Raw genomic sequence first — 23,749 nt, forward strand, 5'->3', positions numbered from 1 at the left:
AGGCAGCGGCCGCCCTTCACGCCGACCGCACAGCAAGCGAAGCGCGCAGGCCCGAAGCTGGAAGCCGGGCCGGAGGCGTCAGCCGAGCGGAGCGAGGGCACGATGGAAGCCCGCAGGTGGCTCGATGCGCTACGCGCACGACAGCGCGACCGGCCATCTCCCAAGTGGCCGGGGACGCCCGCGTCCCTGCAGCAAGATCCTCCTGGACCGCTCTTGCTCACGCCATCGGCAAAATCGTGCCTGTCATGGACATACGAGAACTACAGGACGAAGCGCTGGTTGCCCAGGCCCGTGAATGGCGGCTACGGGCCCTGCGCGGCGAGAAAGGTGCACGCGGCTTGGCGCACGAGCTGGAATGCGAGGTGCGCCGGCGCTTTCCCCTGAGCGTGGCGCCCCAAGCGCTTCCCCGGACACCCCTGCTCGGCGCGTTGCCACCAACAGCCCAGCGGCGCTGGAAGCCCTGGTGATCGTCCAGCGCTGAAAGCAAAAAAAGGGGCGCGAGGCCCCCTGTACGGGATCAGACGACGATGCGCCCCGCCAGCCGCGCATCGCGCGCATAGGTGCTCAAGCGCTTTTCGGCATGGAAGTACAGGTCGCGCTCGACAGGCAAGCCCAGCCGCCCGCGCACCGAAGCCAGCTCGGAAAGACTGGTCCAGCCCAGCTCAGGCATCCCCAGGCCCAAATCGGCCAGGCCGAACACATGGTCGTGCTCGTCCGGGTCCATCTCGGTTAACAGCCAGGTCGCGCCGGCATCCGGCGTGAACAGCCTGACTACGGGCGCCGGGTCGAAATCGGGGTTTTGCAGGGATTCGCGGCCGTTGGCCAGCAGCAGCGCACGCTGCTCGTCTGTGATGAGTGCGTTGTTCATGGTGGTGAACTCCTGAAAGGTTGCCGGGCGGCATTGCCCAGCCCATCCGGGTCACGGCGCAGCGCAAGCAGTCAAGGGGCCAAGACGGCCGCAGGCCGCCAGCGTGCAAGGCACGCGCCGCCCTTGACGGCGAGCACGCCGTGGCACCATGAAGGGAACAGCAGCCGCCCCCAACTACACCCGGTATTGGCAAGCGCAGCGCGCAGGCCCGGGTCTACGAACCTGGAGTGCTTCCCGTATCCGAGGACACCAAGTCACCCTTGGTTTAAGGAATATTTCGCGCGCCTGAACTCTCGGGGCGAGCGGTACTTCAGTGCGCTATGGGGATGATGCTCGTTGTAGTGCTCGAAGGCGAGTGCCAGGTTCTGGATGGCCGTGCGCGCATCGGGCTTGGGCATGAAGGCGACGTAGTCGCGCTTCATGGTCTTGACGAACGACTCGGCCATCCCGTTGCTCTGCGGCGAGCACACCGGCGTCGTCAAGGGCAGCAGCCCGAGGTCCAGCGCGAAGGCGCGGGTGCGCTCGGCAATGTAGGGCGAGCCGTTGTCGGTCAGCCACTCGATGGTCTCGCATGGTAGTGCCTGCTCGAAGCGACGCTCGACGGCTGCGAGCATCACGTCGCGCACGATGTCGCCCGTCTGCGCACCCGTGGTGGCCGCCCAGCTCATCGCTTCGCGGTCGCAGCAGTCCAGCGCGAAGGTAGTGCGCACGGGCTCGCCGTTGTCGCACCTGAACTCGAAGCCGTCGGAACACCAGCGTTGATCGCTCGTGTCGACGGCCACCCGACCTTCATGACGGCGCCGCGAACGCGGGGGTGTTGGCTGATGTGCCAGCAGCAGCCCGTGCATGCGCATGACCCGATACACGCGCTTGAGGTTGACCGCGGGCGCCTGGCGGGCCTCGCGCTGGCGACGCAGCACGCCCCAGGCGCGCCGATAGCCGTAGCTGGGCAGGTGTTCCACCGCCTCGCGCAACTCGGTCAACAGGCCCGCATCGTCCATGCGGCGGGCACACCGGCCATCGCGCCAATCCGAAGGCCGAGCTCGTCGCTTCGTTGCCCCCGAGCGCGCCACACCGAGGACTTCACAGACCCGCTTCAACGGTCGTCCCCCGGCAGCAATGGTGAGCGCGCAATCAGATTTTTTGAGCGGCCGTACTCCACCGCTTCTCGCAGGATCTCGTTCTCCAGCGTCTTCTTGCCCAGAATCCGTTGCAGCGCCTTGATCTCCCGCAGCGCTTCGGCCAATTGCGAGGCCGGCACCACCGCCTCGCCCGCGGACACCGCCGACAGGGCTCCTTCCTGGTGCAACTTGCGCCATTGGAACAGCTGGTTCGGGTTCACTGCGTGACGCCGGGCGACCATTGAGACCGACTTCCCTGATTCATAACTTTCCCTGACCATCTGCAGCTTCTCCTGCAGTGACCAGCGCCGGCGCCGCTCGGGCCCGACAACCTCCGCCGCGATCTCGTTGTTAGTGTTAGTCATAAACACGGTCATTTGACTACCTCTTAGTTTAAGAGGGGAACCGTGTCCTCAGATTCAGGGGGCCGCTCCACGGGTCTACGAACCGGGCCGAAGGCGTCGGTGAGATAGACGCCCGCATGGGGGTGAACCCCGACAACGGGTTCGATACGCAGCACAACAAGGTCACCGAGCACCTGCGCAATGAGTTTTACTGCACTTCAAGTTGCTGCTGGCGCATGGCTGCTGGCAGCGCGAAGGCGACATCCGCAACTTGGTGGCGAGCGGGCTGGAAGATTTGACGCCGCCTACTAGCGCGGCTCTCGGACGTTGCGAGCGGAAGCCGGGATTTCCACTGAGCGGACTTCCTACGACAACTCCCTCGGCAACGTCTGCTGAAAGAGTTCGTTCAGAGCACCCGCAACGATCCTGAAGCCTTCCGCTCCCCCGAGGAGTTCAGCTAGGGCTGGAACGTCGAGAGTCCCGCTCGCCAGGTGCTCCTCAATCCTCGCGCGCAGTGAATGAGTCGCATAGCCCAGTGCGGCTTCACTGAGGAAACTGATCCCCCGTGGAGCATTCTCGTCCACCGCAATGAAAGCGCCGAAGATCGTATGAACCGGCTCGGGGAAGCTCTTCTCCTGCTGCAAGCCCGTCACGAATTCGACCATCAAATTGAGAACGCGCTGCTGTTGTGTCGCCAGAATCTCATCGAGACGTCTGTCACGCTCGTACCCAGTCAAACTCGGCACAGCCAGCAGTTGCGGCAGCAGCGCCATCGCAGCATCTTTTCGCTCTGTCTCGTCGGCCGCTTTCAAAATTGGTCCCAAGGGATTGGGAACTTGACCAGTAGCAAGCAAACGGATGTATTTCTTGGCCACCTCCCTCGTACTGAGCGACAGGAACAGCCCAGGCTCCCACGACTCCACAATGTCATTAGGAGGACGTCGGGCCATCGGATCAATATGCGTCGTGAAGCGCTCAGCTAGGCTATCCGTGCCAGTGAGTTCACCCAAGTCGACTCCCAGGTGGAGCGCGTCATAGAACGAAATCAGCGCGACCACCCGCCGTCCTTCCTTGTCTGGTGCAATCACCACTGAATGCCCTATGTCGAATGGATTCTTCGAGCGCTGCGCGGCCACCTCGGGTGGCTCCCACCAAACGCGGTCCCCCACAGGCCCGTCGTTCTCGATCAAGTCGCGCGCTGCTGCAAGCGACTGCGAGCGGGCCAGTTCAGGAAATGCGTGGGCAAGAAAGGTCACAGCCAAGTACACGACACCACGCATGAAGGATTCACCACCGAACATCCGCACTGCGCTCAACGGGCGCGCCACGAACTGCGTTTTCACTTCGCTGGGTTTGCCGAGCGTAACCTTGTATCCGGCCCTCTCCTGCTGCGCCGCCCATTGTTGGGCTTGCTCCATATTGGCAAAACGCTGCTGAGATCCCCTACCCACGAGTTCAGGCGTCTTATCGAGGTTGAGTGGAGGCGCGATGTGGGTTGAACTCTTCGATACGAGAAACCGTTCGCCGTCTTGGGCAGCAGCAGGGGCTGGACGAACCTCGTCGTGGCGATCTGGGATCACGCCCAGCTTCGCGTTGATGATGTCCATGCTCTCCAACAATGCCGCAACATGCCGACCAAATTCGTTGTTGTGCTTGGTGCAATAAATGCCCTTGTTCGTTCGCCGTCCGCCAAATGCGGCAGGAAATGTGTGTTCGCCCGAGCCAGCCGGGCCGCCGCCGAAGATGCAGGTTTTTGCCATAGGTGATGTGAGATAGAAAAATTCGGTGGCGGCCAGCTTGTCCAGCCGCTCTAGTGCGAGGAACCAATCGTTGCCCGCGCTCGAGCGCGGCAAGCTATTTCTGCCCGAGATGGTTCTTGAGCAGGAACCAGCACATGTTCAAGGCAAAGGAACGACCCAGCCTGGTCATCTGGTCTTCGGGAATCCCGACCGGACGGTGGGCACCAGGACTGAGAAACCCGAAGACGCCGGCCAAGCCTCTCTCCTCTTCTTGCGTAATTTCTCCACTGTTGCGCAAGAAGGTCAGCACCTCGCCCCACTTGGCAGGGTTATAGCCAGGCGCAGGCACGAGAGCTGCAGCCACATCAGCGGCGACATCCGCGGCGAGCGTTTCAAGTGCGACACGCGCGTTCACAAGCGCAGCGTTGTAGTCGGGCGGCATCGTGCGGAAGGCATGGGCCGAATCGGCGATCTTGGCAACAATCTCGGTTGCCCGAGGCACACCAGAATTCTGCAACGCAACGACCAAATCGTCCTCCAAAGGCGAGGCATCCTCGATCGACGGGTCGATTTGTATCAGCTTAGCGTTCTGCACCGCATAACCATCCAGCAGCATGCACTGTGTCAGGTCGTGCCAGCGTTCCTTGAATCGATATTTCGGGCTCACTCTGATTTGCAGGTCACCCTGCGTGGCCACTATTTCGGCAAGGACCAACATCAACGTGCGATCGTCCAGATCTCGCACGATGTTGAGCAGTTCGAACAACAAGTGCCCCCGCGAGAGCGAGAGGTGCTGAACCCCGTACTTGCTGAGCATCACGATGGAGACGGCAGGCTCCTGTATTTCTAGGAACTGCGCAAGCGAATGACGTGTTCTCGATCCAATCATTTAAGTGATTCCTCCTCGGCTTGACTGCCTCCCTAGCCATAAGGCAACTAGTGTCTGGCTTCAGTACCGTCGATCCCATACAAGCGGGTACCTTCAACGACAGAACGCCAAGCAGCACGTTCGGGATATTGGAGACTTGCATCCTGGAGCCGCGCAGTCGCATGAGACTTGAAGTCAGCCAGAGGACAATACACCTCGTGCAAGGATACGTCCCGAGGCAGGCTGTATGAGTTCCCCTTCGACGAGTCCCAACCTCCCCCAAGGTAGTACAGAGCAAACTGGTCCAAGGTGGAATCCGATGCTCTGAGAACACCGAAGAGCGCGGGACACTCTTGGGGAGCGACCCTTGCCATCGTCCACAAGATGAATCCTGCGTGATTCATCTTCAACAGCTTCTCAAGTCTTGCCGCTTCCAGGACGTTCTCAGAAAAGGTCCGAAGGACTTTGCCTCTGTCTTTCGCTAGCAGTTCAATGCCATCGGAGTATCGATCTCGGCCCGCTACATAGCTCCGAGTCACGACCTCTGCAGCGCATGAGAGCGCTACCGAATCCGTAGCAATCAATTTCGAGATTGCCGGAATACGCTCCTTATCCGTCGCCCCAGCCAGCAGACTCACGGCACGCAACGCCATGTCTTCAATCCGAAGTCGGAGTGCACGTCTGTTTGACGTGGCGCGGTCTACGAACAACGGCTTCTCCACCAACCTCGCAATTGACACACAGAGCTCATCGAGATCAGTGATCCCTTCTCCCCGCAGCGATTCGCCAACCTCTCCAAGCAGATCGATAAACTCATCACAGTTCTCGCTTGCAAGCCCTGCCACCACCGACTCCCGCTGAGCAGGGTCCTGAAGATACTGCCGGGCAGCTTTGATGCTGACATCTCCGTCCGTCACGCTGAGCTGCAGCGCGATGGCCAACTTTGCAGGATGAGAAATGTTGCCCTCTACATAAGTGCCCTTCCCGAGCGAGAAGCTGTCATCAGCACTGGCTACTCCGGGGAAGAGAAGATGCACCACCCTTTTTGCGGCGCTCGCCGCCCCTGAGATTTCAAAGGCCATCTGCCGCTCTTCCGCCCCCTCTTTGATCACCTCTTCTGGCTTCTTCAAGATAGTGACGTCATCAGGCAACGCGCCCACGAAGAGACGGGGCTTTTTCCGGAGCAGGTCGAACACGGCCGGGGCCTTTACAGAGAGAGCCGCCAGTCCAAGAATGTCAGCAAAGACGATCTCGTCTCGCAGCAATGGCTCCATCATCCGCACTGCGTTGAATACACGGGCAACGTCCCGTGGCTGCTCCAGGAGATCACGCAAGCCCGAGTGGTACAGGGATCCCAGTCGATCGTCTTGATTGCGAAAGCGCTGGCGCAGTGCTTCCGGATCGAGTCCGTCCAGAGCGTCCTCGATCAGCTTTCTTCGCGCAACCAATGAAAGACTCGGAAGCGGCATTCTCACTTGGACGATCTTGTCCAGATAGCTCGCGGCCTGAGGAACGCCCAACCTCTCAAGGGCGCCGCTGACATACACCGAATCCCATGCGACCACGTAGCCTAGACGAGGCAATCCGCCCACAGCTTTGATGATTCGGACCATCTCGAACACTTCCAGCGGGAACAGTCGGTCTATGTCATCGATGAAGACGATGATCGGGCGATCGAATTTCCGAAGCGCCTCCTCCACTCGCAGCTTGTAAGCCTCGATATCTGGGGTTTTGTACTCGGAGACAGCGCCAGTTGCCTCGCCAGCTGCCTCGACGACAGACTTGATCATGGAAGCCCAGGGTTCCGCACCCGGGATCAGTTTGACCAAGTCGAAAACTTTGGCGTAGGCCTTGATCTCCTTCGCAACCTTCTTGCCATCACGGCTGTGATCATTCAATCTGACAGCGCTGGCGATTCTGGAGAGGAAATGGCGTAGCAACGCATCCTTGTCGCCGACAAGCCACGGATTGAAGTGGACGATCAACGGTGAAGCCAATTCCTCGTCCTCTAACAGCAGTGCCTCGATCATTGCCAGCGCGGAAGTTTTCCCACTTCCCCAGGCTCCTTCAATGGAGACAACCAAGCCCGCAGACGAAGGCACCTTACGCAGGGCCGCCGCAGCAATCCCTGCATATCCTTTGCGCGACAACTTGTCCCGCTGAAGGGCAGAGTCGGCTTTCAGCGGAACGTCATAGTCAATATCTGAAGCGTGCTGCATGACTGCGTGCTCACTCTGGGAAGTCTTCTTACCCATCAATGCTCCTCGTCTGATAGCCAAGATGTTGTTGTCGATTGATCTCAATGACTCGAATCGTTGATTTGATTATTGTGCGGGATGGTCCGGCGGCTGAGGCGTGTTAGCACATTGGCAGCGAGCGTGGCCGGTTCAGCAAGCAGGATTCGGGCCGACACCGAACCTCTATACAAGCTTGGACGAACGTTTCGGCCCCAGATTCAAGATGAAATCCACTTGTTGGCTGCCGTTCCTCGATTCAAAGGCGAGCGAAATCAGGGGGTAAGCAATACCACTGTCACAAGCCCTCCGATAATGAATTCGCAGGAAAGAGGAGGCGATCGTGAACATCTCTGATCGAGTCATGGTTCTGGCATCTGCGACCGAAGCGCGCTACGAAGAGCGCGTCGGCATCCGCGAAAAGCGCCTGAAAGAAGCCAACAAAGGCAACATCTGGGCCGCAGACGATCCCGAGCGGGTGGCCAAGCGCCTCGCCCACGTGCGCACCACCGAAGGTGCCATGGTTGCTCCTGCAACCATGCTCAGGGAACTCGCGCCCTCTCCAGATCACGCAGACACCGAAACCCTGGTCGCGCAACTAGCGCAGGAACGGGTCATCGGCCGCGACGACCTCGTCACACCCCAGTTCCTTCAGCTGGCGCTCGCGGCCTCCCGCTGCGTGGGCCGCATCACCGTGCGTGGCGCAAGCGGCGCCCTGCTCGGCTACGGCACGGGCATGCTCGTCGGCCCCGGCATTCTTCTGACGAACCACCATGTGCTCGAGCGGGCCGCAGATGCGGTCCAAAGCGAAGTGACCTTCGGCTTCGAGACGAACACGACCTTGCCGTCCGAGGAGCGCGTCTTCCGCCTCGTGCCGCAAAAGCTCTTCATCACCGACGAGGCGTTGGATTTCACCTTCGTGGCGGTTTCGCCGGCGGACACTCGCGGACAGCCTGGTGCCGACCTGGGCTATATCTGCCTCAACCCGCAGGAAGGCAAGGCCATCAACGGCGAGTTCGTGAACGTGATCCAGCACCCCAACGGCGGGCCCAAGATGTTCGCGCTGCGCGAGAACCGCATCGTGGACGTGCTCACGAACTACCTACAGTATGCGGCCGACACCGCGCCGGGATCTTCGGGCGCACCGGTCTTCAACGACCAGTTCGAGATGGTCGCGCTGCACCACTCGGGTGTCCCGGAGCGCGACGCGCAGGGCCGCATTCTCAACCGCGATGGCCAGCCATGGACCAGCGACCAGGGCGAAGCCCGCGTGCATTGGAAGGCCAACGAGGGCGTGCGCGTGTCGGTTCTCGTCGAGCGCGCCAAGGGGCTCGCCAGAACCAGCGAAGAGCAGGCTCAGCTTGCCCAGGCATTCGACCTGTCGCGCGCCATCCCCCAACTGGAAGCGGCAGGTCCGTCACGGCAAGTGGCCGGTGACGTTGCGAGCGCCGCGCGCCAGCCCGCGATCGAGGGCGACGTGGCGACCTGGACCATTCCGCTGTCCGTGAGCGTGCGCCTCGGCGGGCTGTCCGGCCAAGCCGTCCCGTCAGGCGGCGCTGCCATATCGGCCGTGCCCCCCGCCCTGCCCTCACCGCCCGCCCCCGTGACACCGGAGACATCGCCTGAGCTAATGCGCGCCGTCGGCCGTGCGCGCGACGCATTCCGGACGATCCCAGGCCTGCTCCGCATCCGTGCCGGATGGCAGTTCACCGACGGCTGGATCACCGATCAGGCCGCGATCGTCGCAATCGTCGAGGAGAAGAAGACCACCGCCACGCTGGGCGAACAAGGCATACCCAAGCTGCCGACAACCTTCGAGGGCTTCCCTGTGGATGTGCGCCAGGCCAGCGCCGAGGAACTCTACGAACTGAGTCGCCTGGACGGTGGCGCCGTGTTCACGGAGCGCACGGCAACCCCCGTCTACCAGAAGCCGCCGAATCTCTCGCTGCCCCGCGTGAAGGAGCGCATGAAGGTCTTGGTACACGTTAGTCCCGAGCAAGGCTGGCCCGTGCTCGACGCCTTCCTGCAGCAGACGAACACGAAGCTCACGGTGGGCATGTATGACTTCGGTGCGCCGCATATCGTTGACGCGATTGCGACGCGGCTCGAAGCAAAGAGCGCCACGCTGGAGTTGGTGATTCAGTACGGCTCCTCGGTGGGGACGGGCACCAAGGCCGGAGACACGGACGACGCAGAGACCGTGAGAACCCTCAAAGGTGCACTAGGCAACAACTTCGAGATGCAATGGGCCAACGTCGGTCAGACTGGTTCGCTCTGGGCCTCGGCCTACCACATCAAGGTGGCCGTCCGCGACTCCCGCGCGTTCTGGCTCTCAAGCGGCAATTGGCAGAGTTCCAACCAGCCGCCCGATGCGCCGCCCGCGGACGATGCCAGCGCCAAGGCACTCCTCACGAACTACAACCGCGAGTGGCACGTCGTGATCAACAACCCGACGCTCGCCGGCATCTTCGAGTCCTACCTCCAGTACGACTTCGAGCAATCGAGCGGCTTCGTGCCCAAGGGTGCTGAGCAAGCCTACGAAATCCTGCCGCCGCTGGAGCCCGATCCGCGCGAGACGGCTGCCGAGATCAGGACCTTCGACCCACTGGAGATCGACCGCGAAGTGGATGTGCAGCCCGTGCTCACGCCCGACAACTACATTCAGGTGGTGCTCCCGCTGATCGAGGGCGCGAAGTCGCGAATCTACCTGCAGAACCAGTACATCAACGAATCGCTGGACCCGCGGGCCGAACAGACCTACATCCCGCTGCTGGAAGCCATCGCCCGCAAGCAACAGGAGGGCTTGGACGTGCGCATCATCCTGCGCGCCGAGAACGGCGTGGAGGCGCGCCACATCGAGTTCATGAAGACCCATGGCATCGACATGGGCCGCGTGCGCTGGCGCAATCGCACGCACACCAAGGGCATCATCGTCGACTCGGCCCGCGTGCTGCTCGGGAGTCACAACTGGTCCTACGACGGCACCGTGCTGAACCGCGACGCCAGCCTGCTCTTCTACGACGCCGAGATCGCACGCTACCTGGAGGGCATCTTCATCTATGACTGGGAGAACTGGTCGAAGACCAAGGTCTACATCCGTCCCGGCAAACCCAAGGTACAAGAGATCGCCTCACCCGAGGAACAAGCTGCGCTGAGGGTAGCCGTCGACCAGGGAGAGGTTCGGGCCCGCCGGCTTTTCCATCCGGACGATTGAACGCCATCGTCCAGGGCAAGGCACCCCGCCCAATGACTGGGGCGCCAAGAGGAGCGCTCAATCCCTCAAGTTGTCAGCTCTGCAGTTTGGCGCGCGCCTCCCGCTTGCCCATCTTGAGCACGGCCCGAATCTTCTCAATCTGTGCCGCCCGCGGCATCGCCTTCCCGTTCTCCCATCGGGCTACGGAAAGCGTCGAGGCCTCCAGCAGCACCGCCATGGCCTGCTGCGAGAGACCCAGTTGCTCTCGCCTGGCTGCCAGCACTTTGGCCTTGAACTGGAATCGGCGCCCACGGCGTGCCGGAACCTCGGCGTCCTGAGCCGGCGCCTTGCCTGGAGCGGCCTGACGGGCTGCGGCCTTGGACAGCCCCTTCACCTGCGACACCAGTTCCTTCACATCTCGTTTGAGCGCCGCGATCTCGGAGCGCTACGCCGTGACGGTTTTGCGCAGGTTACCCAGTTCGCCCTTGATTTCCTTGCGCGCCATGCGCAGGACTTCGGCCCGGAATGCGTCAGAGAAAGCGGTCATCGTTTCAGTCCAATCTATGGGTGGTCTGGAGCGTAGCAGGCCCCAACAAAAAACCGCCCGAAGCCAATGCTCACGGGCGGTTTGCAGCGAGGCTCGCTATTTACTTGCCAGCCTTCTCAGCCTTGCGCTTGGCGGCCTTGTGATCGACCACGGCCTTGAACTTCGCACCGGCCACGAACTTGGGCACCGTGGATGCGGGGATCTTGATGGCGGCGCCCGTGGCGGGGTTCTTGCCGGCACGCGCGGCGCGTTTGGCGGACTTGAAGGTGCCGAAGCCGACCAGTTGCACCGCATCGCCCTTCTTCACGGCGGTCTGGATGGTTTCGATCAGGGTGTCGAGCACGGCATTGGCGGCCGTCTTGGACAGGTCGTTCTTGGACGCGAGGATTTCAACGAGTTCGGCGCGGTTCATAGCAGCAAAGTGAAATGACTAAAGAGAAACGTTTATCTCCGAGGCATTACGCTATCCCCTTTGAGGATACGCAGGAGAGGCATCAATATGAGAAGCAACGCGCTGTATTTCCCCTATATAGAGTTGCCGCGCGATGCGTGGACAACCAGAGCGCTTCTCTATTGGGACAGACTGTCCTCCATTGTTCCCCTCGACCATATGCATCGCCCCGACCAGATGAGCGATCGCATGCGAAGACTGCTTGGCGAAGGCCTAGTGGAGCCACTGAGCCCCGGCCCATTCGTGCGCGACATACCCAGGTTTGACGACTGCTTTATCGATTTGGTGGAACACCGCCACTTGAAGAAACATCCCTCTGCAAAGAGAGATACTCCCTCCGCCCAAACCGTACTCATTCATGCAGAAAAGCTCGGTCGCATACCCGACTTCTTGGTTGAAGTGGGGCTCGCCAGACAAGTCCACTGGGCCTGGTATGAGGTAGAAGAAGCGGTCGCCAATCAGTTCATGTCCTATTTGGCGATGTGTCTGGGAGCGATACCCGAAGTCAATGCTGCTCCCGTGACAGACAAGATGGTCTTCGCTTCGCTGCTGCGCCCGCGCGCGCGCCAGATTGCCGGTCAAGTCTTGCACAAGCACAAGGCTCGGGAGGTGGTGCTCCGATCCCTGTTGCCAACGCCCGCTGAGCCAGTGGATATCGACCAACTATTGCTGTTCAAGCAGCGCCATGGTTATCTGCTTCCGCCGCTGCGCGCAAAGGTCGAGGCCCATTGCACGCGCGTGGCGATGCTTCCGGACCCAGAAGACCGCATCGAGGCCAACGAAGCCTTTCTTCAAGACTGCCAGCAGCAGATCACCGAGATCGAAGCGGCCATGCGACCGAGTTTCGGCAAAATCGTGCTGGGAGCGCTCACGCCGCTGTTTGGGGCAGGACTCTCCCTGCATTCGACGGACCCGGGGAATCCGGTGGCCTATACGGGCGCGGCACTAGCCCTTTCAGGTGCAGCCTACCAAGCCATCGCGAGCATTCATGGCAGTCGAGCCGCCGTAGCAAACCGGCCGCTTGCCTATGTCGCCCATGCGAGAGCGGCGCTCCTGCCGAGCCCGTCACCCTCACCCCAATAGAACGATGCTCAAAATCGAGTCCCTGGCTCCGCTGTTCTCGCTGCTGGAAGAGATGACGCTTGTCCAACGCGAAGACGGCGCGTTTCAGCCTCCTGCACGAATGCGCCGCCTGGAGAGTGCAGCGCTCTACGGCTACTTGGGCGCCACGGCGCTCCTGGTGATCGCTGCATGGGTGCAGCGCGCGTGGCCCTCGAAAGCACTCGCCACGAGTATCTGGCCGCTCTACGGGGCAGTGCTCCTGTGCGCCCTGGCCTATCTGCTGACCAGCGCCTTCAATGCGGGTCATGTACTATGGCGCCATCGCAAGCAACGCTTTCCCGGACTGCTTGCCCGTATCAAGCTCGACATCCAGGCCGATGCGAACTTCCTGACCCAATTGCAGAGCTACGACAAGCCCACGCTGGAGTACGCGCTACTACAGTACCGCTACCGCTGGAATGTCTTCGACGGCAGGGTCGGATTGCTCACCGGTGATCTGCGCAAGCTTGGCCTATTCCCAGCATTGACGGCTTCTGCCATGGCTGCATCGACACTGCTGAAGAACGACAGCAACATGTATCTGTGGATGCCGTTGATCCTGGCCGCGTGTTTCTACCTCGTGGCCTTCCATGCCCATGGACGGCGTGAGCGGCCTCAGCAGGTCGTCGATCTGCTCGACTACGCCATCGGCCACGCGGCGGCTGAAGCCGCATCCTCTCCCGAGACTCCCAGGACAACTGGACACACGCGGATCAGGGCAGCCCGCGCTCCACGAACGACAGCCCGGCCACGACCGGACAACCGAGCACATCCGGCGGTGCCACCACGTTCTTGAGCGCCTGCGTCGCCCATGTCTCTAAACTACGGACACAGGAAGGGGGCACCAATGGACGACGAGGCGGAGATACATCGGAAAAAAATTCCCGGCAAAACCTACATCAGCCCCGCGGTTGCGACGGCCGAGGGAACTCTACGCATTGCCTCCAAGGTCATCGACTCAGAAGGCCTGCACTACGCCAAGGTCAAGCAGGAGGTGGTGCTGCGTCGCACAGAGAAGGCCAGAACGGAAATCATCGCGAAGTTCCTGGAGAGCGACAGGAATCTGCGCGTTGTGACACTGCAAGCCTTCAACGGCACCACAGGCTCCCCGCACAACACGCGCTTCTCGTTCATCGGCAACGAGATCCCCACATTGCTGCGCTTCTTCCAAGATATCGCGGCGGTGGAATTCAATGGCCCGCAGAAGGTCAACATCACGGACACCGACCTGCGCCGGCTGGTACTTTCCAAAGAGCAAGCTGCGAACCTCGTGCATGACAACCAGGAGGTATTTGCCGAAGTCGTTCAGGCAGAGCTGACAAAGGAGGATGTAGTCACGCTAGGCTACCGCAAGAAGCAGTTGGCCATCTTCCAGCGGTTGCTGGAGGATGCTGGTTACTTCGACCAGGTGAAGCAGGCCAAGCACGCACACGGCGATGAAGCCTTATGGCAGATGTTCTTCGAGAAGAACCAATGGGTCTTTGGCTACGGCCTGAGCTATTTTTTCGTCACCGGCTTCGACGACCGCAAACTGGAACAGGTGGTACAGGGGCACGATCTGTTGAGCCATGGCAAGCGTGCTGATGGCTTGATGAAGACTCGCGGCATCATCAATGCTCTGTGCTTCGTGGAAATCAAGAAGCACAACACACCACTGCTGGATGCATCGGCCTATCGTTCTGGCTGCTGGGCCCCCTCTTCCGAACTGGCCGGTGCAGTGGCCCAGGTTCAAGGTACCGTAGCGGCTGCAATGCAAAGGCTGTACGGGTTGATCCAGCCCAACGACAAGGACGGCAATCCGACCGGGGAGTCTGTCTTCAATTTCAGGCCGCGCGCCTTCATCGTCGCAGGCTCACTGAGCGAATTCGTCTCCGAGCACGGCGTCAACACCGACAAGATGCGCTCCTTCGAGCTGTATCGCAACAGCATCGCAGGCATCGACATCATGACCTTCGACGAACTCTACGAGCGCAGCAAGTTCATCGTCGAGGCTGCAGCCATGCCAACCTCATCGAGCTAGAGCAGCACAAGCCGTCATAAGACCAATAGCCGTCGCCGGAGCCTAAGCGTGCGGACCCGGGCGGCTTGGAGGTGTTTTGTTGGAAGCGTAATCTCCGGCCCCGTCGGAACACTGGCGGTCTGGATTCCGCAAAAATTCACTGCGCAGCGAGTATCGTCACCAAAGCGAATATGCGCATTGGAATGCGATCGGTCGCGCCCTACTCCGGGCTGCGCCCCAGCAGGTTGTACCAAGCGTCCGCAATAGCCACCATGAGTGACAACGCATCCGCCTACGGTCACTGCCATGTCGACACCCTTGCCGCAATCCCCGGACAGACATTTACCCCTCCCAGCCCCAGGCGCGACGGGCTATGACGAAGTACCCCAGTTCCTCACGAAGCCGCCCTTGCCGTTTCGCAGAACCATCCGCCGCCACGAACTGCACCAGATCGTACCCCTGGCCGAAACCACGATCTACGAGATGGAGCATCGCGGCGAATTTCCGCGACGCTTCAGGCTCACCGCCCGCTGTGTCGTCTGGGACCTAGAAGAGGTCGAGAGCTGGATCGAGGCAAGAAAAGAAGCTTCGCGATCAACAAGAACCAGCGCAAACCCGGGCCCTGATGTCAGGCTCCGCCAATATCGCCCCGTAAGATGACCATCTTCCCTCCACGACCTCGTCTGGCATGCCATCACGTGTCAGGCCTTTTGCGTGAATCCATGGATCCGAGATTGAGGCGGATTTGGGGTTCAAGGGCATGTACCTCGATGATGAGATGACGGCAGATCGCATTGAGCGAGTCCAAAGTCCGATCCGCCATCTGGCCAAACACGAAGATGTTCGTCATGAGTGCGGATTTCGGTGATGGTGATCAGGCGTTTCGGCGAACGTGATCAGTTTGGAAGGTGGTGTTGCGCGGTCAATGGATTATAGCGAAGGTGATCACGATCAGGATGCGGAGGACTGCTTGGCGTTGGTCTTTCGCATCGACTCGCCCTTCAACGGCAGCTTGTGGGCCTGATGGACGAGCCGGTCGAGGATCGCGTCGGCGAGCGTCGGGTCCTGAAGCCAAGCGTGCCAGTGTTCCAATGGCAGTTGGCTGGTAATGATCGTGGAGCGCGTGCCAACGCGATCGTCGAGCACTTCGAGCAGATCGTTTCGGGCACCCTGATCGAGATCCTGCAGCCCCCAGTCGTCGAGCAGCAGGACGTCCATCTTGGCGAGCTGCGCGAGCCGCCGCGTGAAGCTGCCGTCGCCGTGAGCGATCTTCAATTCCTCGAACAGCCGGGCAACGCGGACGTACATCACGGAGAAGCCTTGTCGGCAGGCCTGCTGACCGAACGCGCACGCAATCCACGTCTTGCCTGCGCCGGTCGGCCCCGTCAGGATGAGGTTCTGCGCGTTACGGATCCAGTCGCAACCGGCAAGTGCGGCGACGACGCTCTTGTCGATGCCGCGGCTCTGCCGGTATTCGATGTCCTCAATGCAGGCCTGGGGATTCTTGAGTTTCGCAGACTTCAGCAGCCGTTCGAGCCGCCGGGTATCGCGCCAGGCGAGCTCGCGCTCGACGACCATGCCGAAGCGCTCTTCGAACGACAGGCTGGTGCTGGCGGTCAACGCCGTTTGTTCCTCGAACGCGCGGGCCATGCCGTCGAGCTTCAGGGACTTGAGCTGGGTTAAGGTTTGCTGCATCAACATTGCGACCTCCTTGGGTCAGTGGTAATACTCGGGCCCGCGCACGTTCTCGTGATCGGGCGAATGCCATTCGGCGGGCGGAATCGGGAGCATCGGCTGTCGGTCCAGGCCGGATTCGAGGATCGACAGCACGGAGCGGCGGGTCGGTGAGCCGATCACGAGCGCCCGCTGGCAGGCGGCTTCCAGCCGTTCCTTGCCGTACTTGCGCGAGAGCGACAGCAGTCCGAGACAGGCACGGTACCCCATCTCGGGATGGGGCCGGTTGGTCAACAGATGTTTGACGATCGCCTCGGCACCGGGACCGACCGAGGCGCCCCAGTTCAACAACCGGCCTGGCGTCCATTCCATGTGGGCGCGGTGCGCCGCCGGCATATGCTCAGGCAACGTCGTATGCTTGTTCCGGAGTCGGCTGCGGGCGTGGGCGGCAACGCGCTTGCCGCGGTGCAAGATCTCGACGCCGTGGCGCGTCACGCGGGCATAGACTTCCTGGCGCACGAGGCTGTGCGGGACGCTGTAATAGTGGTGATCGACTTCGACGTGGTAGTCGATGTTGACGCGGCACTTCACGAAGGTCGCGATCTCGTATCGGCGTGTCGGCAACGGGCGCAGCGCCGGGCGGTCTAGCCGCTCGAACCATTCGCGGCGGTTGCCGTCGAGCTTCTTGAACGGACGCCGGTTCAGGTCGGTGATCAGCTTGCCGATCGCCTTGTTCAGCTCGGCCAGGCTGTAGAAGCGGTGGTTGCGCAGCCGTGCGAGGATCCAGCGCTCGACGATCTGCACGCCGACCTCGACCTTCGCCTTGTCCTGCGGCTTGCGCGGCCGCGCCGGCAACATGGCGGTCGCGTAGTGGTTCACGAAGTCCTGCGTGGTGTTGCCCAGCACCGGTTCGTACCGGTCCGCCTTGGCGATCAATGCCTTGGGGTTGTCGGGCACCAGCAGCTCGGGGACACCGCCGTAGAATTCCAACGCGTCGATCAGGCTGCCGATCCAGTCGGGCATGGCCTCCGAACGCGTCGCACATGCATAGGTGTAGTTCGAGGCGCCGAGGACGGCCACGAACACGTGAGCCTTGAACGCGATGCCGCCGTCGCGACCGAGGATCGGCACAGTTTGCCCGGCGAAGTCGGCGAACAGCTTCTCGCCGGCGCGGTGTTGCTGGCGCATCGAGCGCTTCAGCGCCGCAGCCCAGTCCTTGTACCGCTGGCAGAACTGCGTATAGCGATAGGTGCGTTGGCCTGGGTGAGCCTCGACGTACTCCTCCCAGAGCAGTTGCAGCGTCACGCCCTTGCGGCGCAGGTCGCGGTGCATCGCCGCGTAATCCGGTTCGACCCGGCGGGTCGGGACCGCGGTTTCCTCCGGCAGGTCCAACCTGATCTCGAGCTCGTCGTCGGCGAGCGGTTCGACGGTAGCCCAGTCGAGGCCCGCCGCGCTCGCGCGGGCGGCGTATGCCGAGATGGCGCCGACGCTGATGCCGATCGCGCGGCTGATCTGGCGGTGCGACAGGCCGCACGCCCACTTCAGCCGCAGTACTTCCTTCAGTTTGCGCATGCTCATCCGATGTGCCGGCATCAACCTGTCCCCTAAAAAGGATCAAGGCTAACGCCCGTCGTTGATCACATGCGCAACACCACCGCCGAGCCGGAACGGCTATCCCGTTTCGGTCGCGTGATCAGCTGTTTCGGTTCGCTGATCACTCATTCCGGGAACGTGATCACCCGCTTCGGCAAGATGATCGCTCGTTTCGGAAACCGGTGATAAGTGATCACCTTCGACCGAAACGACCGATCACCATCAATCGGAACCACTGATCACGTTCAACCGAAATCGCTGATCACGCTCGCCGAAATACGCATCATGAGTATCCCCTTCAGCGCGGCCCCGCCCGTGGATGCCACGGGATACCGAAATGAATACGAGCCAGGGTCGACGCGATCCAGATCGGACAGGAACTGCAGTTCATCCTCGTCAATGACTCGCAGGGCAAGGGGAAGCCTGTCTCTCATGGCGGTAAGGACGGGTTGTGCCATGCGCAGCAGCTTCATGAGCGAATGCTCTCTCCACAGCCTTGGCAATACCCACCGAAGCTCCTGGTCATCGGCACTGAGCCTGGCCAAGCGATACACCATCGCCTTCAGGTAGAGCTCGATCGCGTGGCGAAAGAGAAAGATGACCGGACAAGCACCATAGTCAATATCACCGACGCCCCTGCGCTCGTAATCGGCGATCAAACAATGTGCTGCGTTCCGGTAACTCACCGCATAGGAAACCACATCGCTCGGCGCATGCTTGCTCCAGTTCAGCAAGGAGTTTCCGTAGGTCCCCCGAGGCGCGGAGTGGAACTCTTCAAAGGTCATAGTGCAGAGAAAGACATGAATCGGGTCGCGCCGAGAGCACTGTTTCGGTCGTCTGCCACTTGGGCAATGTCCCAGGCGTAGTTGAAGGTTGAAGGCGGCGGTTCGCCAGTGGAATCCGAGAGAATCGGGTTTCCAGGACCAACCTCCCGAACAGGGAACCAAGGAGAACCGCCACATGAAGCCTGGCAAGAAGAAGGCCCCGAAGGCCAGCGCGCCGTTGAACATCGTCGCCAAGCAGAACGAAGACCGGCTGCGGGCCTGTTTCGCCGAGAACAGTCAGCTCCTGCTGCCAATACTCGATCTGATCCAGAACACCCGCGCGAGCATTGACGAGCTGATGTACGACGCTGGCCGCGGCCTGGTCGAGCAGTTGCTGGTGATCTCGGCGACGGAAGTCGCCGGCGAGAAGCACCCTGGCCGCAAAGGCGGCGAAGTCCGTTGGCACGGCTCGCAACGCGGCCAGATCGTGATGGACGAGCGCAAATTGAACGTCGAGCGGCCACGCCTGCGGCGGCGAGGCGGCGGCGAAGTGCCGATCCCCGCCTACGAGCAGTTGAACCAGAATCCGCGGCTCGCCGAGCGCGTGCACGACATCATGGTCACGGGCGTGTCCACGCGCAAATATGCCAAGGTGCTGCCCGAGATGGCCGGCACGGTGGGCATCTCCAAGAGCAGCGTCTCGCGCGAGTTCATCCAGGCCAGCCAGAGGGCGCTCACCGAGCTGATGGGCCGGCGCTTCGACGATCACGACTTCCGGCGATCTACCCGGACGGCATCATCGTCGGCACGCGGCACGTTATCGCGGCCATCGGCGTGGACAGCGCCGGCAAGAAACATCTGATGGGGCTCGTGAGCGGTTCGAGCGAGAACGCCCAGGTCGTCAAGGATCTGTTGCGCGGGTTGATCGATCGCGGCTTGTCCACGGAGCTGGAATATCTGTTCGTGATCGACGGTTCCAAGGCGCTGCGTTCGGCGATCGACGAACTCTTCGGCGAGCGTGCCCACGTGCAGCGCTGTCGAACGCACAAGCTGCGCAATGTCCTCGATCGCCTGCCCAAAGAATGCATCTCGCAAACCGCAGCGATCATGAAAGCGGCCTACAAGCTGCCGGCCAAGGACGGCATGGCCAAGCTCGAGACGCACGCAGCGTGGCTCAAGGCCGAGCACCCGGATGCCTCGGCGGCGCTGCTCGAAGGGCTGGAGGAAACGTTCACGGTCAACGAGCTGGGCCTGACGCCGGCGCTCATGCGCGGGCTGTCGACGACCAACCTCATCGAGAACCCCAACGGCGCGGTACGTCGCGTCGCGGGGCGTGTGAAGCGCTATCGCGATGCCGACATGGCGGTGCGCTGGGCAGCAGCGGGGTTCCTGGAAGCCGAGAAGCACTTCCGGAAAATCCTCGGCGTGAGCGAGCTCTGGGTGCTCGCCGCCGCCCTGAAGCGTTCGCCCTCGAAATCCAACATTGACCATGATCGCAAGGTCGCATAATCTATGCCGCACCCGCCGTCCCAACCTTCAACTGTCTGTGGGACATTGCCGCCACTTGCCCAGTTTACATAGGGCAGGTTTGTCAGGACTATGGATTGCGGCGCTCGCGTTTGGCGAGCTTCGACAACAAGTAGGCGGACACCGTTCCCACGACCTCGATCGCGGCTTTCGCTTCCTCATCAGCAAGTGTCGGCAGCCACGGCCGGCCGTGGCCAGAGCCCTGCTTGTTGCGAACCCGATTGACACCCAAAGCCGAGAGGAAGAGCCCCCGCTCCATCGACTTAACCGCAGGCTCGCCGGGATGCTCGGGCATTTCTGGGACGGCGAGGTCGAGGGCAATGAAGGCCATGCCGAGCAGCGCCTGGAAGTTGGCGCCGCTCGGATATCTTCCCTGTAACGTTCCGAGGACATGGGCGGCCGTGGCCTCCATCAAGTCCTTTCCGGTGCCCGCGATCAGAGCTGCATCCTCGGCGCCTTTCTGCGCGCGTCGGGCGTAGGCGGCCAACGCATCGGTTAGCGCTACACCGCGCAAAGAAGAGAGCACCTTGGGTGACAGCGTGCCGTCGTCGGTCAAAACAAAGCCTTCCGCATCGAAGGCTGCCTTTGCGTTGTCAATCGCCTCGCGACCCACAAAGTTGGTAGACGCCTCTCGGAATCCGCCGCAAGCACGCACCTTCGCGAGCAAACCTGACGCGAACCGGCTTGCCGCCGCCGGACTTGAGTCCATAACCGCGTAGAGGACAGCGCGTACGCGCTTCGCCTTTCCAATCAGCTGCCCCTGCTGTTTGGGGTCGTGCTCCGCAAGGCCCGCCTGGTTGACGTGAAACTCGATGTCGGCGTGTGAAGGCTCTCGGTAGACGCCGTTGTTGTTCGAGTCGTCCACGAGCTGCATGAGCGCGTGGGCGATCGTGTCCGTCACCGGAATGTGAGACATTCTTTTCCTTTTTTTTGAGGGGCTGCAACCTGGGGCATCCGTTCAGGCCCTGTGCTGCGGCCCAGACACACCATGCAGCCCTGCGGCAGCGTCGGCTTGAATCCACTGAATCTTGATTAAGACAAGCCAGAGAAATCATCCGGGAGTCAACTGCGCTAAATAGTCGGCACTAACCACTTCGTAGTCCGAGGCCTTGATCCAAGCCCTTCCCTGCGCCGCATGCGCATTGGCATATCCCCAGGCCGCGACGCGATGTGCGGTTTTGTCGTCTGTCGCCACCCCTGCGGCCATCCCAATCTCGCCGAGCTGCCCCGCCTTCGTCGTCAACCGCTCCAGCCATCGCTGCAGATGACCTTTGCTTGCCAAAGAGTCGGACTTGCTCCGATTGCACTGGACGTGCGCCAACACAAAGTTGTGTGCGAGGTCGCGCGGATACAGAGCGAACGGAACGAAGTGATCAACATCAGCCTCCTGCAACCCTTGCCCGCAGTAGAAGCACCGCGAACCATCCAGCTTCCGCAGGCTAGCACCGATGATGCCGAGTGACTGCCGAGAGGTACCAAAGAGGAAATCCTCCAAATCCCCTGCGTCGCCCAAAATGCCCTGATTCCGACGATTGGCCTTGATGTGCTCGACCCAGTGATTGCGGGCCAATTGCTGGACCAAGGGATGAAACCGGCGCAAGCAGTACGCGACACCTGGCCTGAGGACCACGATGCCTCGACCTGGCCTCTCATAGAGGAACGGGTCGGTCATACCACCGAAATTCTGTAGGTAAGTTAGAGGCTGCGCGGAAACAACTGCGGCAACCTTCGACAGCAGGGGCCCGTAGCCAACTTCACCCCGCGCTTTCTGTAGCGTCGTCGAACTCAATGTCGATCGAAATTCCTCGATAGCCGTGAGCACGGCCGCCTGCGTTCCCAGATTCTGAGCCAGCACTCCCGGCGTCGCGTGGATCTGGTCCGTACCATACGGCACCGCATGCCGCCAATACTGCTGCACGAATTGCTCGGCAATCTGCCGAGTCATCAACGGCAGTTCAGCCCCATCGTCTGCTCCCAACTCCACGGCGAGGTCCGAAAGCGCGATCAGCAGCGCAAACTTGTACGTCGCCGTGAAGTCACCCTCGGCGAAGAGGCGCTGCAGCTTGGTCAAGAACGCCAGTTGCTGCTCTGCCGAAGGGGGCGGGTTCACCATCAATCGCGCGAACTCCAGTAGTCGGCCTTGGCCGGAATCACCCATCGCACACCGCCCCGCGGGTCCGACTGATCACCCCCGAAGCGAGGGATGAGATGGATGTGAAGGTGCGGCACGGTCTGGCCGGCGGCGGCGCCGTCGTTGATCCCGACATTGAATCCGTCCGGGTGAAATTCAGCACCTGCTGCCGCATGGGCTTGATCTAGCAACTCCAACAACGCTGCGCGCTCCTGCAGGCTGGTCTCGAAGAATGATCCAACGTGTCGTTTAGGAATGATCAGGCTGTGCCCCGGCGACACGGGAAAGCCATCACGGATCCAGAGCGCATGGGCGTTCTGCCCCAAGACACGCTCCTTCGACAGTGAACAGAATGGACAAGGCTGGGTCGTCATTTCAGGTCACCCCATCAAGCGCCGAAACGACGCCCGATAGTCGATGGGCTCCAGGTGAAGCTGGTCTGCCAGCCGCCCTTTGAGGATGTAGAGCTTCGGCTCCTCGCGGAACTGGAACACACGATAGAGATGGAAGGCATCTTCTGCCTCGTTCGCAAAATCCAGCTCGTTGCGACTGATGATGAAAGAGGAGGCATGGCCACCGTTCGTGGTCTTGACCTCAATGAAACGGTGCTCGCCTGGCCGCTCGTGCGAGAGGATGTCATAGCCGACCCCGTCGCCAAGCCGATCTGAGACCCAGTCCAACTGCTGGAAAAGCTCCGGATACCCCGCGTCGATGAGTCGCCGCTGCTCGAACCCGATCACCCACTGCTCACCGGCGCGACCAAGATTTCGGTTGGCTTCATCACGCTGGGCCCAGTTCGTTTTGCGGGGAAGTCTGACCTTAGACCCCTCTTTCGCCAGCTGCACCACCGTTTCGACGGCAGGCGGTTCGACCAAGGAGGCATGAAAGGCCTGCTGGTCAGGCGTCTTGACCTCCTCCATCGCGTCCACAACCTGGGATACCAGGCTCGGCCGATCCAGGACGAACTGCTGGACCGCCTGCCGCAACAGAAGTTGAGCGTTACTACGAGGCTTATAGCCACGGATGAAAGGCAGTTCCAGATCGTGCAAAACGGCGCTGATATTTTGGTACTTCAGCTCAACCGAACCTTTGCTGCGCCCGCGCAGCTGCTGGCGAAGCTGCGCATTGAACTCCGTCTTGGTGTAGCGCTGCTGCGCAGCCTCCATTTGGAGCATCTCGAAGTACGAAGCGACCGTGGCCTGCACCTCGTCCGAGGTCCAGTCCTCGCCGATACGCACGACATCGAAGCCGAGACGCTGCAACTTGGGAACGACGGTGGCCTCCCCACCGGAAAAATCAGCCGGCTTGAGCGGCCCCTCGTCAGGAAATTGATAACCGAACGCGGCCCCGACGATGGCTTTGGAGTCGCACAGCTGCCCTGTTTTTCCATCGCGCACCAGAAAGTCACGGGACTTTCCAAACCCGTATCGCGCCAGAAATGTCGTCCGGCCCAGCCGAGAAAACTCATCCAATGCGGCCTGAATGGCCGCTGGACTTTGGAGGCGCGAGAGTTCAACAGCCATCAGGGTTTTAAAACATCCGTTTCAGCGGAACAAACATCAGTGCAGAGGCAATGGGATCACAGTAAAAGATGA

At 61.2% G+C, this 23,749-nt stretch carries 21 protein-coding genes and 1 pseudogene; 7 read left to right on the plus strand and 15 right to left on the minus strand.

Translation table 11 applies throughout. The annotated features are described in order from the left end of the window. Positions 1–517: 517 nt before the first annotated feature. The 5 genes from LXE91_RS16105 to LXE91_RS16125 all read right to left on the minus strand — a co-directional run bounded on the left by LXE91_RS16105 (position 518) and on the right by LXE91_RS16125 (position 7,195). Positions 518–868: a DUF2958 domain-containing protein gene (locus LXE91_RS16105; protein ID WP_046543541.1), complete on the minus strand. Its 351-nt coding sequence runs from the start codon at positions 866–868 to the stop codon at positions 518–520. A 254-nt stretch (positions 869–1,122) separates the two neighbouring features. Continuing rightward, positions 1,123–2,354, minus strand: a protein-coding gene (locus tag LXE91_RS16110) for an IS3 family transposase (RefSeq protein ID WP_218618809.1) whose coding sequence is annotated in 2 segments (ribosomal slippage) — positions 1,123–2,015 and positions 2,015–2,354 — 1,233 coding nt in all. Because the reading frame shifts where the segments join, the coding sequence is not laid out codon by codon here. A 344-nt stretch (positions 2,355–2,698) separates the two neighbouring features. Beyond that, a complete protein-coding gene (locus tag LXE91_RS16115; protein WP_143274588.1) occupies positions 2,699–4,186 on the minus strand; it encodes a hypothetical protein in 1,488 nt (495 codons plus the stop codon). A gap of 1 nt (position 4,187) precedes the next feature. Further along, a complete protein-coding gene (locus LXE91_RS16120) occupies positions 4,188–4,961 on the minus strand; it encodes a hypothetical protein (protein WP_046543544.1) in 774 nt (257 codons plus the stop codon). 47 nt (positions 4,962–5,008) lie between these two features. Next, entirely contained in the window at positions 5,009–7,195 is a 2,187-nt protein-coding gene (locus LXE91_RS16125) for a KAP family P-loop NTPase fold protein (protein ID WP_046543545.1), read from the minus strand. Between the two features lie 322 nt (positions 7,196–7,517). Here LXE91_RS16125 and LXE91_RS16130 point away from each other — a divergent pair, with 322 nt between their 5' ends. After that, a complete protein-coding gene (locus LXE91_RS16130; protein WP_143274589.1) occupies positions 7,518–10,388 on the plus strand; it encodes a phospholipase D-like domain-containing protein in 2,871 nt (956 codons plus the stop codon). A 73-nt stretch (positions 10,389–10,461) separates the two neighbouring features. Here LXE91_RS16130 and LXE91_RS16135 read toward each other — a convergent pair whose 3' ends face one another. Both LXE91_RS16135 and LXE91_RS16140 read right to left on the minus strand, forming a co-directional pair. After that, positions 10,462–10,782, minus strand: a complete 321-nt coding sequence (locus LXE91_RS16135; protein ID WP_226292508.1) for a helix-turn-helix domain-containing protein — start codon at positions 10,780–10,782, stop codon at positions 10,462–10,464. A gap of 232 nt (positions 10,783–11,014) precedes the next feature. Beyond that, complete coding sequence (locus LXE91_RS16140) at positions 11,015–11,326, minus strand: HU family DNA-binding protein (protein WP_046543546.1); 312 nt, start codon at positions 11,324–11,326, stop codon at positions 11,015–11,017. An 87-nt stretch (positions 11,327–11,413) separates the two neighbouring features. On the opposite strand from LXE91_RS16140, the gene LXE91_RS16145 reads away from it, so the two are divergent. The 4 genes from LXE91_RS16145 to LXE91_RS16160 all read left to right on the plus strand — a co-directional run bounded on the left by LXE91_RS16145 (position 11,414) and on the right by LXE91_RS16160 (position 15,125). Continuing rightward, the gene (locus LXE91_RS16145) at positions 11,414–12,448 is read left to right on the plus strand and encodes a hypothetical protein (protein ID WP_046543547.1); all 1,035 of its coding nucleotides are present in this window, start codon (positions 11,414–11,416) and stop codon (positions 12,446–12,448) included. A 4-nt stretch (positions 12,449–12,452) separates the two neighbouring features. After that, entirely contained in the window at positions 12,453–13,262 is an 810-nt protein-coding gene (locus LXE91_RS16150; RefSeq protein WP_052760014.1) for a hypothetical protein, read from the plus strand. A 51-nt stretch (positions 13,263–13,313) separates the two neighbouring features. After that, positions 13,314–14,486, plus strand: coding sequence for a Shedu immune nuclease family protein (locus LXE91_RS16155; RefSeq protein ID WP_046543548.1), 1,173 nt, complete (start codon positions 13,314–13,316; stop codon positions 14,484–14,486). 285 nt (positions 14,487–14,771) lie between these two features. Next, a complete protein-coding gene (locus LXE91_RS16160) occupies positions 14,772–15,125 on the plus strand; it encodes a helix-turn-helix transcriptional regulator (protein ID WP_076841615.1) in 354 nt (117 codons plus the stop codon). 34 nt (positions 15,126–15,159) lie between these two features. On the opposite strand, the gene LXE91_RS16165 is transcribed toward LXE91_RS16160, so the two are convergent. From LXE91_RS16165 to istA, 3 genes are all read right to left on the minus strand, one after another. Further along, entirely contained in the window at positions 15,160–15,315 is a 156-nt protein-coding gene (locus LXE91_RS16165) for a hypothetical protein (RefSeq protein ID WP_158077541.1), read from the minus strand. A 101-nt stretch (positions 15,316–15,416) separates the two neighbouring features. Further along, a complete protein-coding gene (gene istB, locus LXE91_RS16170; protein ID WP_009687279.1) occupies positions 15,417–16,166 on the minus strand; it encodes an IS21-like element ISBmu3 family helper ATPase IstB in 750 nt (249 codons plus the stop codon). A 15-nt stretch (positions 16,167–16,181) separates the two neighbouring features. After that, a complete protein-coding gene (gene istA, locus LXE91_RS16175) occupies positions 16,182–17,732 on the minus strand; it encodes an IS21-like element ISBmu3 family transposase (protein ID WP_012213865.1) in 1,551 nt (516 codons plus the stop codon). Between the two features lie 48 nt (positions 17,733–17,780). Here istA and LXE91_RS16180 point away from each other — a divergent pair, with 48 nt between their 5' ends. After that, the gene (locus tag LXE91_RS16180; protein WP_006400880.1) at positions 17,781–17,918 is read left to right on the plus strand and encodes a hypothetical protein; all 138 of its coding nucleotides are present in this window, start codon (positions 17,781–17,783) and stop codon (positions 17,916–17,918) included. 59 nt (positions 17,919–17,977) lie between these two features. Here the strand turns inward: LXE91_RS16180 and LXE91_RS16185 are convergent, their stop codons facing one another. After that, positions 17,978–18,466, minus strand: coding sequence for a hypothetical protein (locus tag LXE91_RS16185; RefSeq protein WP_143274590.1), 489 nt, complete (start codon positions 18,464–18,466; stop codon positions 17,978–17,980). Positions 18,467–18,692: 226 nt separating this feature from the next. Between LXE91_RS16185 and LXE91_RS16190 the strand changes: the two are divergent. Then, positions 18,693–20,005, plus strand: a pseudogene (locus LXE91_RS16190) (IS256-like element IS931 family transposase). Positions 20,006–20,093: 88 nt separating this feature from the next. On the opposite strand, the gene LXE91_RS16195 reads toward LXE91_RS16190, so the two are convergent. The 4 genes from LXE91_RS16195 to LXE91_RS16210 all read right to left on the minus strand — a co-directional run bounded on the left by LXE91_RS16195 (position 20,094) and on the right by LXE91_RS16210 (position 23,677). Next, the gene (locus LXE91_RS16195) at positions 20,094–20,939 is read right to left on the minus strand and encodes an abortive infection family protein (protein ID WP_046543551.1); all 846 of its coding nucleotides are present in this window, start codon (positions 20,937–20,939) and stop codon (positions 20,094–20,096) included. 135 nt (positions 20,940–21,074) lie between these two features. Further along, on the minus strand, positions 21,075–22,136 hold the full coding sequence (locus LXE91_RS16200) for an HNH endonuclease (protein ID WP_225935931.1): 1,062 nt from the start codon (positions 22,134–22,136) through the stop codon (positions 21,075–21,077). Beyond that, positions 22,136–22,528, minus strand: coding sequence for an HIT family protein (locus LXE91_RS16205; RefSeq protein WP_046543553.1), 393 nt, complete (start codon positions 22,526–22,528; stop codon positions 22,136–22,138). The genes LXE91_RS16200 and LXE91_RS16205 overlap by 1 nt, the downstream gene beginning before the upstream one ends. 6 nt (positions 22,529–22,534) lie before the next feature. Next, complete coding sequence (locus LXE91_RS16210) at positions 22,535–23,677, minus strand: protein NO VEIN domain-containing protein (protein ID WP_046543554.1); 1,143 nt, start codon at positions 23,675–23,677, stop codon at positions 22,535–22,537. Positions 23,678–23,749 lie beyond the last annotated feature (72 nt).

Source organism: Burkholderia contaminans, assembly GCF_029633825.1.
GTDB classification, from domain to species: Bacteria; Pseudomonadota; Gammaproteobacteria; order Burkholderiales; family Burkholderiaceae; genus Burkholderia; species Burkholderia contaminans.

Excerpts from the sequence above, each read along its gene's own strand:
- LXE91_RS16180 (WP_006400880.1), top strand. The coding sequence starts at position 17,781 with ATGCGCAACACCACCGCCGAGCCGGAACGGCTATCCCGTTTCGGTCGC.
- LXE91_RS16120 (WP_046543544.1), bottom strand. The coding sequence starts at position 4,961 with ATGATTGGATCGAGAACACGTCATTCGCTTGCGCAGTTCCTAGAAATA.
- LXE91_RS16195 (WP_046543551.1), bottom strand. The coding sequence starts at position 20,939 with ATGTCTCACATTCCGGTGACGGACACGATCGCCCACGCGCTCATGCAG.
- LXE91_RS16205 (WP_046543553.1), bottom strand. The coding sequence starts at position 22,528 with ATGACGACCCAGCCTTGTCCATTCTGTTCACTGTCGAAGGAGCGTGTC.
- LXE91_RS16140 (WP_046543546.1), bottom strand. The coding sequence starts at position 11,326 with ATGAACCGCGCCGAACTCGTTGAAATCCTCGCGTCCAAGAACGACCTG.
- LXE91_RS16160 (WP_076841615.1), top strand. The coding sequence starts at position 14,772 with ATGTCGACACCCTTGCCGCAATCCCCGGACAGACATTTACCCCTCCCA.
- LXE91_RS16155 (WP_046543548.1), top strand. The coding sequence starts at position 13,314 with ATGGACGACGAGGCGGAGATACATCGGAAAAAAATTCCCGGCAAAACC.
- LXE91_RS16150 (WP_052760014.1), top strand. The coding sequence starts at position 12,453 with ATGCTCAAAATCGAGTCCCTGGCTCCGCTGTTCTCGCTGCTGGAAGAG.
- LXE91_RS16200 (WP_225935931.1), bottom strand. The coding sequence starts at position 22,136 with ATGGTGAACCCGCCCCCTTCGGCAGAGCAGCAACTGGCGTTCTTGACC.
- LXE91_RS16210 (WP_046543554.1), bottom strand. The coding sequence starts at position 23,677 with ATGGCTGTTGAACTCTCGCGCCTCCAAAGTCCAGCGGCCATTCAGGCC.
- LXE91_RS16145 (WP_046543547.1), top strand. The coding sequence starts at position 11,414 with ATGAGAAGCAACGCGCTGTATTTCCCCTATATAGAGTTGCCGCGCGAT.
- LXE91_RS16165 (WP_158077541.1), bottom strand. The coding sequence starts at position 15,315 with ATGACGAACATCTTCGTGTTTGGCCAGATGGCGGATCGGACTTTGGAC.
- istA (WP_012213865.1), bottom strand. The coding sequence starts at position 17,732 with ATGCCGGCACATCGGATGAGCATGCGCAAACTGAAGGAAGTACTGCGG.
- istB (WP_009687279.1), bottom strand. The coding sequence starts at position 16,166 with ATGTTGATGCAGCAAACCTTAACCCAGCTCAAGTCCCTGAAGCTCGAC.
- LXE91_RS16105 (WP_046543541.1), bottom strand. The coding sequence starts at position 868 with ATGAACAACGCACTCATCACAGACGAGCAGCGTGCGCTGCTGCTGGCC.
- LXE91_RS16125 (WP_046543545.1), bottom strand. The coding sequence starts at position 7,195 with ATGGGTAAGAAGACTTCCCAGAGTGAGCACGCAGTCATGCAGCACGCT.